This window comes from Nocardia sp. NPDC051570 (assembly GCF_044454005.1).
GTDB lineage: Bacteria > Actinomycetota > Actinomycetes > Mycobacteriales > Mycobacteriaceae > Nocardia.
Genome location: NZ_JBITDI010000002.1, coordinates 166,475 through 179,098, shown reverse-complemented (window position 1 = coordinate 179,098; position 12,624 = coordinate 166,475). Strand labels below are relative to the sequence as shown.

Genomic DNA, 12,624 nt, shown 5'->3' with positions numbered 1-12,624 from the left:
CGCATGATCAGCGAGCGGGAGGGCGGAGGAGGCTTCCGGTGTAGACGCCCTTGGTGGTGCGGGCCGTGACCAGGACCCAGGCCGCGAGCAGCAGGGCGTACAGGGCGGTGGCGGTGAGGGCGAAAAGGGTTGCGCCGGTGCGGGTGTAGAGGAGGGTGCTGGCGGTGACGCAGGTGCCCAGGGGGAAGGTGAAGCCCCACCAGGTCAGGTTGAAGGGCATGGTGTTTCGTTCGCGGAGGGTGACGGCGAGGGCCAGCGCCAGCCAGAGCATGGCGAAACCCCAGGTGGCGACGCCGTATACGACCGCGAAGACATCGAGGCCCGAGGCGTAGAGCGGGGGGAGTGCGAGGGGGGCGGTGTTGGCGAGCAGGCCTGCGGCGGTGACCGATTGGCCGAGGGGGCCGAGGACGAGCCAGACCGTCGCGACCGCGCCCGCGGCGGGTGGGCCGTGATGCAGCAGGCGCGACCAGATCAGGGCGAGGGTGATCAGGGCGGCGATCAGGCTCAGGCCGAACATCGCGAAACAGGCCAGTATCAAGGTGAGTCGCGGTTGCCCGGCGGGGATATGCCGCACGAGCATCGCGCCGGTGGCCGCCGAGACCATGGGCGGCACCACCGGCATCAGCCAGCCGCCGAATGCCGCATCCGCCTCGTAGCGATGCCGGGTGATCATGCGGTAGGGGATCGCGAAGGCGCTCAACAGGCCGAGCGCCGATCCGGCCGACCACAGCACCCAGTCGACGGTCACGGCCGCGGTGAGTCCGATGACATCGCGGCCCACCAGCAGCGCGCCGAGTCCGACGGTCAGCAGGGCCATCGGCGGCGCGCCATAGAACTGGGACATGACCGGATGGGCGCCGTGCGCCCGGGCCGCGGCGGGGAATCGCCGCCAATGCACCGCCCACGCGGCGGTCACGACGGCCAGCAGCGCGGCCGCCAGCAACCAGACGACCGTCGCGAAGGCCCGCTGCCCGGGGAGCTGCAGGGGCAGGGTCACCGCCGCGTTGGCGACGATGCCGGTGCCCATCACCGCGGCGAACCAGTTGGGCCCGATGTGGGCGAACGCGTCGCCGGGCCGGTCCACTGCGCTCAGGAAGCGGCGACCGCGGGGAGCTCGGGGTCCGCTGTCGGGGTGATCGGTCCCGAGGACTGGGCGATCGGTCAGCGTGGTCATGTCCTCAGCCTCGCGGGGATCCGGCGTGCCGGGTACGGGCCACGTATCGATGGGTCCATAGAATCGTTCTATGCCGCTGTCGCCTCGAGTGCCCGATCTGGCCGCCCTGGATCTGCTGCTGTCGGTGATCGAATTGGGCAGTCTCGGGCGCGCCGCGCAGGCGCACGGCATCAGCCAGCCGTCGGCGAGCTCGCGGATCCGCTACCTCGAGAAGCTGGTCGGGGTGCCGGTGCTCGAGCGCACCACCCTCGGCTCGCGCCCGACCGCCGCGGGCGCGCTGATCGCCGAATGGGCGCGCGCGGTCATCGATGCCGCCGCGCGCCTCGACGCGGGTATCGAAACGCTGCGGACACAACGCGATTCGCATCTGAGCGTCGCGGCCAGTCAAACCGTCGCCGAATACCTGTTCCCGAAATGGCTGATGGCCCTGCGGAACCGGCTTCCGGATACCGCGATCGCCCTGGAGGCGGGCAACTCCGCCGAGGTGCTCCGCGCCGTGCGCGAGGGCCGCGCGACGATCGGCTTCGTCGAAATCCCCGATGCGCCCGATGAACTCGACGGCGAGGTGGTCGCCCACGATCATCTGGTCGTGGTCGTCGCACCCACCCATCGCTGGGCCACACGCGCCTCGATCACCCCGGCCGAACTCGCCCGTACCCCACTGATCTGCCGCGAGCCCAGCTCCGGCACGCGAATCGCCTTCGAACAGGCCATGATTCGACGGTTGCCCGACTGGCGGCCCGAGGTTCTGCTGGAACTGTCCTCCACCACGGCCATCAAGAGCGCTGTCGCCGAGGGCGTCGGGCCCGCGGTGCTCAGCTCCCTGGCCGTGCGCACCGAACTGATCGAGGGCGTTTTGATGTCGCCCACCCTCACCGATCTGGATCTGAGCCGCCCGCTGCGGGCCATCTGGCCCCACGGCCAGCGTCCCGCGGGTCCGGCCAGGGATCTGCTCGCCGTCGCGCAGAAGACGACCGTTCCCGACGGAGCCCGGCGCGATTCCGCTACCTCGTGACGGGGCATCAGGATAGCTACTACAAGGCGAACAGTACGTAACTCGTTGGTATTCGGAGGGTGCGGCGATCGTTCCCTATTCGTTACCGCAGCACGGGTTTCCGCGATCTGCTGCGCCCACCCGACCGCAAGATCTACCATCAATCCTGCTGGAACGTGCTGTAGCGCACGAGACCTCGCTCGAGTAATCAGTTTCCGCAGGCGGTAATCGCCTGCTTCGTCGGCGCGAACACCACCTCGAGGTAAGGACCGACGCATGACCATCGATCTGCCAGCAACCTCCGAGAGTCAAGCCCGCAAAAGTCTGAGTACGACGGCCGCCGCACAGCTGGCCCACACCACCAAATCCGAACCGCAGATGCAGGGCATCACCTCTTGGTGGCTGACCCGCATGCTGCCCTGGGTGGAGGTCAAAGGCGGCGTCTACCGCGTGAACCGCCGTCTGACCCATACCGTCGGTAACGGCGACCTGGTCAACAATCCCGATTTCGGCCTGCTCAACAACTGCGACCTCAAACAACGCATCTACACCGAGGCCGGTCCGCCGACTCCGGATGATATGGATGAACTGTTGAGCATGCGGCGCCACACGAAACTCTTTCTCGCACATCCGAAAGCGATCGCCGCATTCGGCCGAGAATGCAACAAACGCGGCCTGTACCCCGAACCGATCGACGTCGATGGTCATCGGATTCCCGCGTGGCGCGGGGTACCTATCTACCCGTGCGGCAAGATCCCGGTCAGCAACACCCAGACGACTTCGATACTCGCCATGCGCATCGGCGAAAAGGATCAAGGCGTGGTGGGTCTGCACCAGACAGGATTACCCGACGAATACGAGCCCGGTCTCAACATCCGATTCAAGGGTATCGATGACCGGTCGATCATCTCCTACCTGGTCAGCTGCTACTACTCGGCAGCCGTACTGGTACCCGACGCACTGGGCGTGCTCGACAACGTCCTGGTCGCCCGGCAGACCGACTGACCGATACTGGACGTGCACCCCTCGTGCCGTAGTAGAAGACGGGGTTTCGATGATCACGACGAATACGCCAGCGCCCCTTCACCCCAGGGCCGGTGAGATTCTGGCACGCTCGCGGCGGACGTGCGAGCCGTACTTGCGGGAAGCGGTCGAGCTGTTACCGAATCCGTTGCGGCTCATGGCCGGATATCATTTCGGCTGGTGGGACAAGGCCGGTACGCCGACCGGATCAACATCCGGAAAGGCGCTGCGACCGGCGCTGACGCTCTGTGCCGCAGCAGCGTTGGGCGGTGCCGAGGCGAGGGCGGTCCATGCCGCGACGGCGATCGAGCTGGTCCACAACTTCTCCCTGATACACGACGACATCATGGATGCCGATCCGATCCGGCGCGGCCGGCCCACGATATGGAATGTGTGGAGTATCGCCGATGCGATATTGCTCGGCGATGCTCTGCACGCCCTGGCCGCCAGAGTATTGGTCGCTGGTCTGCCGGGAACCGTTGGGACGGAAGCGGTCTCGCGGATGGAAGCAGCAGTGGCCGAGATGTGTCGAGGCCAGTGTGAGGACTGCTCGTTCGAGAACCGCCGACGAGTGGATGTCGAGGAGTACACCCGGATGGCGATGGGTAAGACAGGCGCCTTGATGGGCTGTGCGTGCGCGCTCGGCGCGTTGTGTGCCGGGGCCGAGGGCGCCGCGATATCGGCGATGGATGAGTTCGGACGCCAACTGGGGCTTGCCTTCCAGTTCATGGACGACCTGATGGGCATTTGGGGCGATTCCCGGCTCACCGGAAAACCGGCGAACGATCTGGCGCGCCGTAAGCTGTCACTGCCCGTCGTGATCGCGCTCGGATCGAGCGCCGATGCCGCGGCCGAATTGGCCGCTATCTATCAGCACACCGCCGCCGCGGGCTCGGCGGACACCGAACGCGCCGCGGCTCTGATCGATGACATCGGAGGTCGCGACGTCACCCAGCAGCATGCCGACCAGCGAGTACGGATCGCGATCCAAGCATTACCGGATAAGTCGGTCACCGACGATCTGATGGCATTGGCCCTCATGGTCGGTCGCAGAGACCGGTAGCGGACTCGGGAGATATCTCTCGAGGCGACCGGCCATTGACCGCATCCGTTCACATCCAGAGTCGAGGAGCAGAGCCGGATGACCGAACGCACGCATCTCTTCAGCGGCCCCACCGGATTGGGCACGACGTCCACCCGGATTGTCGACCTGCTGCAGGACCGCACCGCACCCATCGAAGGCGCCGACCGTGAGCACCAGGTCGTCGTCGGAAGTCCCGATCCGGCGCCGCAATCCGAGTCGGACGCGCCCCCCGAACGAGGACATTCCACACAGCCATTCGAGTTACCCGACTTCTACATGCCTTATCCGGCGCGGTTGAACCCCCATGTCGACGGTGCTCGCCAGCACACCAGGCGGTGGGCCGCGGAGATGGGATTCTTCGAACCGCAACACGGCCACCGCATCTGGGACGAGGACGACCTGGAACGTCACGACTACGGGCTGCTGTGTGCCTACACCCATCCCGAGTGCGACGGCCCCGAGTTGGATCTGATCACCGACTGGTACGTCTGGGTGTTCTACTTCGACGATCATTTCCTGGAGTTGTTCAAGCGCACCAAGGACACCGCGGGCGCCAAGGCGTACCTGGAGCGGCTGCTCGAATTCATGCCGGTGGACGGCGATACCATGCCCGAACCGACGAATCCGGTGGAACGTGGACTGGCAGATCTATGGCCACGCACCGTACCGAGGATGTCGGCCGACTGGCGGCGCCGCTTCATCGCGACCACCAGAGCACTCCTGGAGGAGTCGCGCTGGGAATTGACCAACATATCCGACGACCGAGTCGCCAACCCGATCGAGTATATCGAGATGCGCCGCAAGGTCGGTGGCGCACCCTGGTCGGCCAATCTGGTCGAGCACGCGGTGCACGCGGAAATCCCTGCGGGACTTGCCGAGACCAGGCCTCTGCAGGTGCTGCGAGATACCTTCGCCGATAGCGTCCATCTGCGCAACGACATCTTCTCCTATCAACGCGAGGTCCAGGAGGAAGGGGAGAACGCCAACGGGATCCTGGTGGCCGAGCGATTCCTCGATTGCGATACCCAGCAGGCCGCGGACATCATCAACGATCTGCTGACATCGCGATTGCAGCAGTTCGAACACACCGCGCTCACCGAATTACCGCTGCTGTTCGCGGAATTCGGCGTTGCCCCGCCGGAACAGGCGCAGGTGCTGGCGTACGCCAAAGGCCTGCAGGATTGGCAGTCGGGGGGACACGAATGGCATATGCGATCGAGCCGATACATGAACCAGAGCCGGACGACCACCGCCCACCCCAGCGACAGTTTGGGATTGGGCAGGTACAAGAGTTTCACCGACACCGGCCCCAGGGAAGTCGGCCCGACTCCACTGCCGGAGATCTACATGCCCTACCGGGTGCAGCACAACCCGCACCTCGACGATGCGCGCGAGAACCTCGTCGAATGGTGCCGTCGGACAGGATTTCTCGGCCCGATACCTCGTGTGGCCGGTCCCGGCCTGTGGCGTGAGAAGGATCTTCGCGAATTCGACTTCGCCCTCTGTGCCGCGGGATTGGACCCGGACGGCACGCCGGAGGAGTTGGATCTGGCGAGCGCTTGGCTGGCCTGGGGCACTTACATCGACGACTACTATCCGGAAGTGTTCGGCCGGGACAAGGACGTGGTCGGTGCGAAACTGCAGAGTCGGCGGCTCTTGGACTGCACGGCGAGCGAGGCGGCCGAGGCCGCGCCTGGCGCCAATCCGGTGGAGCTGGGGCTGACCGACCTCTGGCACCGGACGACAGCCATGATGAGCGAGAGCCAGAAGCGTGAATTCCGGCGGGCCATAGAGCTTTTCCTCATGGCTTGCGAATGGGAGATCGCCAACTTCGCCCTGAACCGAATCCCCGATCCCGTCGATTATACCGAGATGCGCCGGCACACCTTCGGCTCGGACCTCACCAAAGCGCTCTCCAGGTTCTCCCACGGCGACCAGGTTCCCGCGGAAGTCCATGCGACACAGACGATCGCGAATCTGGAGAACACCGCCAGCGACGTCGCCGTGATGATCAACGATTTGTTCTCGTATCAGAAGGAAACGCAATTCGACGGCGATTTCCATAACGCCGTTCGCGTCATGCAGAACTTCTTCGAATGCGATCGAGACCAGGCCGTCGACATCGTCGGCAAACTCATCACCGCACGAATGCATCAGTTCGAGAATGTGGTCACCACCGAACTGCCCAATCTGTACCGGGAATACGAGCTCGATGAGGGAGCTCGCAGGACCCTCGACCGACGCGCCACCGAGCTGCAGGACTGGATGGCCAGCATCCTCCACTGGCACATCGAGACCGGCCGCTACCCCGAAGCCCAGCTCCTCGACCGCGACCGATTCCGCGGATCGCGGTCGACGATGGACGGCCTTCGTTCACCGCAACCGTTCGCTCGACCGAGAGGCGTGGGCACCAGCGCCGCGCGGCTCGGCAAGTAGCCCGTTACGCAACGCTTGTCGTCATTCCTCCGGCGAGTCGGTCTGCGGTGTGTCGAACGCGCCGGTCGACCCGGCACGATGGTTGGTGCGCGATCGGTAGCCTGCTGCTAGCCTGGGCCTCAATCCGGCTGGCGCAGTGGATTTCTCGTCGGGGCGAGTCTGCTCCGTCAGCGCATATCATCGACGTAAGGGGACGTTCATGGGTCGGCGTCACATCGTAGGTTGGGGCGCGGCGATTGTTGCCGGATGTGGTCTCTGCGTGATCGGAGATGGTGTGGTGGCGCCCTTGGCGGGTGCGGACCCCGCCGCGGGCCAGGGCACGTTGACGGTGCAGGCCACCACCGACGATTTCGGAGTGAGTGGTGTGGCCGTCGGTGTGACCACCTGCGCCGCGGGTCCCGTCCTGGCCACCCTCACCACCGCCGGGCGGGAGGGCACGGCTCTGCAAGACTTCGCCCCGGGCTGCTATCAGGCGCAGGTCACCTCCGTCCCGACCGGGTGCGGTCTCGACAGCATCGCCTACGTCACGGTGAATGTGGTCGCGGGCGGTACCGCGGTCGCGCCGTTCAAGTTCCGGTGCGCCTGAGCGATTCACGCCGGGCCAAGGCGATCACGGCTTGCGACCTGTAAGACCGACCTGGAACAACCTCGAATCCCCCGAGGAACCACCGGTAACCGACATCGGGATCCGCTGGCATAGCCACTCTGTCGCCTCGAATACCCGCGACAACACATCGACTTGAACTCGTCGAGCTTCGACGCTCGCGGCGGATGCCTCGCTCGGCCGGCTACGCCGCAGCGGGCCGATCAGTCAACCCATGGGAAGAAACGACCTGAAGTGGCCGGGGTGTACTGGAATCCGATGGTGCCCGAGCTATTGGTGAGTAGCTTCTCCCGAAGCCACGCCTTCTATGTCGGACGTCTCGGGTTGACCGCTGTATTTGAACGCGGCGATCCCCTTTTCGTCTATCTGTCCCTTGGAAAAGCGCAGCTGATGTTGGTGGCGGACGATCCGGAGGCTTGGGTGACCAGTGAACTGAGCGCACCACGCGGACGGGGGATCAACCTGCAGATCGAGGTCGAGAACGTCACCGTGCTGCGAGACCGGATCGTGGCAGCCGGCCATCCGCTGTTTCGTGACATGCTCGACGAATGGTACGACGTCGATGGTAATCAGGAGGGCCAGCGGGAGTACCTGATTCAGGATCCCGATGGATACCTTCTGCGCTTCGTCGAACCGCTCGGCACGAGCGGCAACGGTTCAGCGTGATCCAGGCCCTGTGAACGGAGTGGTTCGTGATCTCGACCGGTCGAGAGTGGAAGCCGCGCAGGCGCGTCGGTTCGGTACGAACGCCGCTGGCGGTGCGGTGCAGGCTCCTTGTCGGGATCAATATCGCAATCTGCCCACGCTGCAAGGGATTACAGCGATTATTGAAGAGCAGGGTTCTTATCCCGACACCGTGGAGGCAACCTCATGTCCGAGAAGCAGATCTCCGATTTCCTCGATCGCAAGCTCGAACGTCGTTTCCGCACCTACGACCTGGACGGGGACGGGTTCATCGAGCGCAGCGACTTCCAGCTCGCTGTCGACGGCATGGCACGCGAGTACAACTTGTCAGCCGATGACAAGAAGCTACAGCAGCTCACCGAGCTGTTCCTGGGGCTGTGGGACCGGCTGGCCGCGGCTGCCGATCGCGACGGCGACGGCCGGGTCACCCTGGCGGAGTACAAGACCGCGTTCAACGCAGGGATGTTGGAGACTCCTGAATCGTTCGACGCGGGGTACGTGCCATTTCTGGATGCCATCATGGATATCGCCGATGTCGACAATGACGGTCGGCTGACTCCCGTCGAACACGCGAGGTGGATCAAGGCGCTGATGAGCGTTCCCGCCGAGCATGCCGAGGTGATCGGCCGCCGCCTGGATGCCGACGGTGACGGTTATATCGACCGCACCGAGATCCTGAACGCTATTCGTGCCTACTACTTCGACGAAGCACCGGACTCGGCGGGGAGCTGGCTGCTCGGCCCGTTGCCCTGATCCCGGCTGGGCGATAGGGGTTTCGCGCGAACGCCGCAACTGCCGCAGGGCGCGTTGTCGGGCGGTGGTCCGACATCCGCGAAGTAGCCGATGGGCAGGTGCGGCGGAACCGGATCGATCTCCGGTTATTGATATGTGCTAACTAGACTTCCAGGCGAATTGAAGTACGGCGTCGTTATAGTCGGAATCGTCTCCATTTTCGCCGACCACGATGGCGAACCCGCTGCTGCCTATCACGTAGGGGCCACCCACTCTGGTGGCCGAGGTATTCCATGTGGTGCCGTCGGTGGAGTATTCGAGGAGCACCTGGAAAGCGTTGCCGCTCAGTTGCGCAGCGCCGATTTGGCTCCGTTGGCCCGAACCCACGAATTGATCGAGCTGATTCCCGTTGTTGTCACTGATCGTTACTCGCTGAGTGGCCGCGGCGTTGCTGGTTGCCGTGACGGTAGACGATGCGCTCGACGATGTCGGTAGGTTGACGGCGACACTTCCGGATGTAGCTGTGGTCATCTCTGTTCACCCTCTGTTCTTGTGGATTGCCCTGCCGTCATCGCGGGACTGGGCTCTGTCCGCTGGCTGTGCACGACTTGTCGGCGGCGTCGCCGATGGTCGCGTCGCCTGGAGGAACTGCTACCCCGAAGGGCTGGTAGCGATTTCGACATTACTTCGGTAGTTGTCATCGGACGTTGCTCTGCCCATCGCGACTCCAACGGTGTCCAGTGTGATGGCGGCGGAATCTCTATCGCCTCTATGGTCTCAGCTCGACATCCGTGTCGAGCGGCGTTCGCAAATCCGGTTGCCTGCGACATCATTCCAACCGCGACACCACGATCATCTACACGAGCGGACCGCCCCGCCGCGGTTTCTGCTACGCCCCAAAACCATTCGATGATCATCGGCGATCCACTCGAACTACCCATGGGCGGAGGACGCCGAAGATCATTGTGTGACGAACCAGCTCGAGTCAAGGCCTTGCAGGTCGATCGGCGGCAGAAGTTGATCGCCGGTCAGTGGCCCTCCCGACCGAAGTGAGGTCGATTGAACAGGGTTCGAGCATGCAACACGTGGGTGCACAGAGGCATGCGATCGGCCCTGTCCGGCCGGGCGCCGGACAGGGCCGAAAGGTGCCGTGGTGCTTGGTTAGTGCTGGGAGCCGAAGGCGTCGGTGCGGACGTCGTCGGTGAATGCTGCCCACTCGTGCGAGGCGAATACCAGGGCCGGGCCGGTGGGGTTCTTGGAGTCGCGGACGCCGACGAGATCGTGGTCGAGGAAGGCGATCTCGACGCACGAGTCCTTGCTGGCGCTGTAGCTGCTCTTGAACCAGCCGGCGTCGGTCAGATCTTCGTTCACTCGCTCAACTCCTCTGCTACTCGAAGGATGAGTGCACAGCTGGCGTCCTCATCCAGGGCCACCCGTTCGATGGCCGCGTAGGCCTCACGATACAACCGGACCTCCGTCTCGCTCTCCAGATAAACGTCTCCGAGAAAGCCCTGGACGAATATCACGGGAGGCACGGTCAGCCGGGCCGTCGGGTGCAATGGGAAGTCGAACACTACGAAGAGTTGACTGGCCAATCCGAGATACGCCTCTGCCGATATGGGGACGACCCGAATGGAGACGTTTGGCAGCGAGCCGACTTCGGCAAGGTGCCGGAGCTGTTCGGACATTACGCGCCTCCCGCCGATGGGTCTGTGCAGAATCGCCTCGTCGAGCAGAATCGACAGCTTCAGTGGATTTCTGCTGTTGGTCAGTCGCTCTTGGCGCTTCATCGAAAGCTCCACACGCCGTTCGACTTCCTCGGTCGGCATGTTCGGCACTTCGACCCATGCGAGCGCTCGCCGGTAATCGGCGGTTTGCACCAGGCCCGGCAGCAGGGTGTTCTGATAGGTCCAAATCCGATCGGCCGCCTCCTCGAGACCGATGAAGTACGCGAAGCCCGCCGGCATGGTGTCGTCGAACGCCAACCACCAGCTCTTGACCTTCGACTCCTCCGCGAGCACCATCGCCACCTGCGTGTCATCCGCCGTGGCCCGATACAACTCGCACAGTGCCTTCACCGTATGCGGCGCGTACTTGGTCATCTGACCCGTTTCCATCCGCCACAGCGTGTGTTTACTGACCGAAATCGTGCGATACGCCTCCTCCGCGCTCACCCCCGCGTCTTCACGCAGCTTCCGCAGCAGCGCGGCCAACAGCCTGCAGGGGACAGTGGAACCTTGTTGCCGACTATCGTTCATCCACTCCAACTTTCGATGAGGGTTCAGAACTTCGCCGCGTCGAGGCCATTCTGCACCCTGCTTCCTCCCGAAACTGCAACTTCGTCAGATTTCCGCCGAAATCCAGTCGGAAACCATTGCGGCAACATCGCATTCGGAGGTTTGCTGTTCTCGCACCCGGGTCCGGGACAGCTGCCACTCCCCAATTCCGCCGCGTCGGGCTGTGGCGGAACATCCGGCGTCGATCATGGAGTATCGGTGCCGGATGGCGCTTTTCGGCCCCGGCCCCGGGTGCGCCCATGCTCATCCATTCGAAAGAGGCCGAATCCATGCTGCCGCAAGCCCATCCGGTCCTGCTCGTCTGCACGGCGCCCCCACCTGGGGAGACCTGGACGCCAGGGGAGGCTCATCTGGTGATGCAGGCGCATATCGACCATCCGGTCACGGTGTGTCCGGCGAAACGGCATGCCAAATGGATTCTGGTCCAGTCGAATCGAATGGTCCCGGCCGATGTGCCCCATATCGGGACCTGATTCGGTCGATTCGAATTCCTATTCCGAGAGAGTCAGGAGCAGTGATGTTCGCCGATCCGTTCCCCTCCAAACATCAGCTACTGCAGGCGTGCCGGGCCGAACCCGCGCTTGATCACCCGATCCTGCATTGCGCCCACGAACTCACCGCGCTGCACGAACAACTGCTGTGCGCCCCGGCATCCCCGCCGACGGAATCCGATGCTCGCCGAGCCACGCTCATCGCGGAAATCGACCGCTGGACAACATCTCAACTTCCGCCTTCGCACGGCTCGGCGTCCATTCATACCGAAACCCTCGGTGCTGTCATCGATCGTTTGGCCCATCGCACCACCACGGCCTATGCCGCACTGACCACCCAGGGCGACTGGAATCTCTGGGACGCCTGGGAGCGCTTGGCGGAATTGGCAATCGGCTATGCCGATCTCACTACCGATCTGACCACCGGCCGCCGCCGCCTTCCAGGTGGACCGTGATGGGTGCGGTCGAAGACCGTGATGGAAGCGGATGGGGCCGGGGGTGCGCTCGAGGACCGTGATGTGACCGGCCGGTCCCGTGGGGGTGCTCTAGGACTGTAACGAACGGTCGGGGACGGTGATGGTGGCGGTGACAGTCGAGAACCGTGTGGGAGCGGTCCAGGACTGCAGCGAACATGGTCAATCGGCCGCGGCCGCAATCGCTTTCGACAGCAGCCGATGCAGCTGCCGCTTCTCCCGCAGAGACAGGCGGCTCATGGGGGAGCGCGCGGTGACGGCCGCTACCAGTTCGCGGCGCAGTCGCGCGCCCTCGGTGGTGAGCGCGACGACCTTCACGCGTCCGTCGCTGGCGCTGGGTCGTCGTTCGACGATGCCGCGTTTCTCCAGCTTGTCGACGATGAAGGTGATCGTCGAGGGGTCGCAGAACAGCCCCGCGGCGAGCTGCCGCATCGAGGGCGGTTCGTTCGCCGGGTCGAGCAGCCACACCAGATTCGCGGAGGGTTCGGTGAGATCCAGCTCACGCAGAGCATCCGCCACCGCCGCGCCCATCTGGCCCGCGGCAACCTGGAACTGGGTGATCAATGCATAGCCCAGCGCGTGGTCAGAGGGTTCTGCAGCCATAACGGCATCTTACAATATGCTTGGAGACT

The 12,624-nt window shown here is 64.2% G+C and carries 14 protein-coding genes; 9 read left to right on the top strand and 5 right to left on the bottom strand.

The features are described from left to right. Positions 1-7: 7 nt before the first annotated feature. Positions 8-1,174 carry a TDT family transporter gene (locus ACIA76_RS04405; protein WP_397148360.1) on the bottom strand — a complete coding sequence of 389 codons (1,167 nt, stop codon included), beginning with the start codon at positions 1,172-1,174 and terminating at the stop codon, positions 8-10. 70 nt (positions 1,175-1,244) lie between these two features. On the opposite strand from ACIA76_RS04405, the gene ACIA76_RS04400 reads away from it, so the two are divergent. The 7 genes from ACIA76_RS04400 (at position 1,245) to ACIA76_RS04370 (ending at position 8,752) form a co-directional block, all read left to right on the top strand. Further along, positions 1,245-2,189: a LysR family transcriptional regulator gene (locus ACIA76_RS04400; protein ID WP_397148358.1), complete on the top strand. Its 945-nt coding sequence runs from the start codon at positions 1,245-1,247 to the stop codon at positions 2,187-2,189. A 255-nt stretch (positions 2,190-2,444) separates the two neighbouring features. Further along, the gene (locus ACIA76_RS04395) at positions 2,445-3,173 is read left to right on the top strand and encodes a hypothetical protein (RefSeq protein ID WP_397148356.1); all 729 of its coding nucleotides are present in this window, start codon (positions 2,445-2,447) and stop codon (positions 3,171-3,173) included. Positions 3,174-3,348: 175 nt separating this feature from the next. Further along, the gene (locus ACIA76_RS04390) at positions 3,349-4,254 is read left to right on the top strand and encodes a polyprenyl synthetase family protein (RefSeq protein WP_397148354.1); all 906 of its coding nucleotides are present in this window, start codon (positions 3,349-3,351) and stop codon (positions 4,252-4,254) included. Positions 4,255-4,332: 78 nt separating this feature from the next. Further along, on the top strand, positions 4,333-6,711 hold the full coding sequence (locus ACIA76_RS04385; RefSeq protein ID WP_397148352.1) for a germacradienol/geosmin synthase: 2,379 nt from the start codon (positions 4,333-4,335) through the stop codon (positions 6,709-6,711). A 259-nt stretch (positions 6,712-6,970) separates the two neighbouring features. Beyond that, complete coding sequence (locus ACIA76_RS04380) at positions 6,971-7,297, top strand: hypothetical protein (protein WP_397148350.1); 327 nt, start codon at positions 6,971-6,973, stop codon at positions 7,295-7,297. 252 nt (positions 7,298-7,549) lie between these two features. Further along, entirely contained in the window at positions 7,550-7,981 is a 432-nt protein-coding gene (locus ACIA76_RS04375) for a bleomycin resistance protein (protein ID WP_397148348.1), read from the top strand. 204 nt (positions 7,982-8,185) lie between these two features. Then, positions 8,186-8,752, top strand: a complete 567-nt coding sequence (locus ACIA76_RS04370) for an EF-hand domain-containing protein (protein ID WP_397148346.1) — start codon at positions 8,186-8,188, stop codon at positions 8,750-8,752. Between the two features lie 138 nt (positions 8,753-8,890). Here the strand turns inward: ACIA76_RS04370 and ACIA76_RS04365 are convergent, their stop codons facing one another. The 3 genes from ACIA76_RS04365 to ACIA76_RS04355 all read right to left on the bottom strand — a co-directional run bounded on the left by ACIA76_RS04365 (position 8,891) and on the right by ACIA76_RS04355 (position 10,944). Further along, a complete protein-coding gene (locus tag ACIA76_RS04365; RefSeq protein ID WP_397148344.1) occupies positions 8,891-9,262 on the bottom strand; it encodes a fucose-binding lectin II in 372 nt (123 codons plus the stop codon). Positions 9,263-9,892: 630 nt separating this feature from the next. Further along, a complete protein-coding gene (locus ACIA76_RS04360) occupies positions 9,893-10,102 on the bottom strand; it encodes a DUF397 domain-containing protein (RefSeq protein WP_397148342.1) in 210 nt (69 codons plus the stop codon). After that, a complete protein-coding gene (locus tag ACIA76_RS04355; protein ID WP_397148340.1) occupies positions 10,099-10,944 on the bottom strand; it encodes a helix-turn-helix domain-containing protein in 846 nt (281 codons plus the stop codon). Before ACIA76_RS04355 ends, ACIA76_RS04360 begins: the two co-directional genes overlap by 4 nt. A 323-nt stretch (positions 10,945-11,267) precedes the next feature. Between ACIA76_RS04355 and ACIA76_RS04350 the strand changes: the two genes are divergently transcribed. Both ACIA76_RS04350 and ACIA76_RS04345 read left to right on the top strand, forming a co-directional pair. Beyond that, entirely contained in the window at positions 11,268-11,501 is a 234-nt protein-coding gene (locus tag ACIA76_RS04350) for a hypothetical protein (protein WP_397148338.1), read from the top strand. A 44-nt stretch (positions 11,502-11,545) separates the two neighbouring features. Next, a complete protein-coding gene (locus ACIA76_RS04345) occupies positions 11,546-11,974 on the top strand; it encodes a DUF4254 domain-containing protein (RefSeq protein ID WP_397148336.1) in 429 nt (142 codons plus the stop codon). Between the two features lie 180 nt (positions 11,975-12,154). Here the strand turns inward: ACIA76_RS04345 and ACIA76_RS04340 are convergent, their stop codons facing one another. After that, positions 12,155-12,595 carry a MarR family winged helix-turn-helix transcriptional regulator gene (locus ACIA76_RS04340; RefSeq protein ID WP_397148334.1) on the bottom strand — a complete coding sequence of 147 codons (441 nt, stop codon included), beginning with the start codon at positions 12,593-12,595 and terminating at the stop codon, positions 12,155-12,157. Positions 12,596-12,624: the final 29 nt, after the last annotated feature.

Coding starts and splice junctions, on each gene's coding strand:
- ACIA76_RS04365 (WP_397148344.1), bottom strand. CDS start 9,262: ATGACCACAGCTACATCCGGAAGTGTCGCCGTCAACCTACCGACATCG.
- ACIA76_RS04340 (WP_397148334.1), bottom strand. CDS start 12,595: ATGGCTGCAGAACCCTCTGACCACGCGCTGGGCTATGCATTGATCACC.
- ACIA76_RS04405 (WP_397148360.1), bottom strand. CDS start 1,174: ATGACCACGCTGACCGATCGCCCAGTCCTCGGGACCGATCACCCCGAC.
- ACIA76_RS04345 (WP_397148336.1), top strand. CDS start 11,546: ATGTTCGCCGATCCGTTCCCCTCCAAACATCAGCTACTGCAGGCGTGC.
- ACIA76_RS04395 (WP_397148356.1), top strand. CDS start 2,445: ATGACCATCGATCTGCCAGCAACCTCCGAGAGTCAAGCCCGCAAAAGT.
- ACIA76_RS04370 (WP_397148346.1), top strand. CDS start 8,186: ATGTCCGAGAAGCAGATCTCCGATTTCCTCGATCGCAAGCTCGAACGT.
- ACIA76_RS04390 (WP_397148354.1), top strand. CDS start 3,349: ATGGCCGGATATCATTTCGGCTGGTGGGACAAGGCCGGTACGCCGACC.
- ACIA76_RS04400 (WP_397148358.1), top strand. CDS start 1,245: ATGCCGCTGTCGCCTCGAGTGCCCGATCTGGCCGCCCTGGATCTGCTG.
- ACIA76_RS04385 (WP_397148352.1), top strand. CDS start 4,333: ATGACCGAACGCACGCATCTCTTCAGCGGCCCCACCGGATTGGGCACG.
- ACIA76_RS04350 (WP_397148338.1), top strand. CDS start 11,268: ATGCTCATCCATTCGAAAGAGGCCGAATCCATGCTGCCGCAAGCCCAT.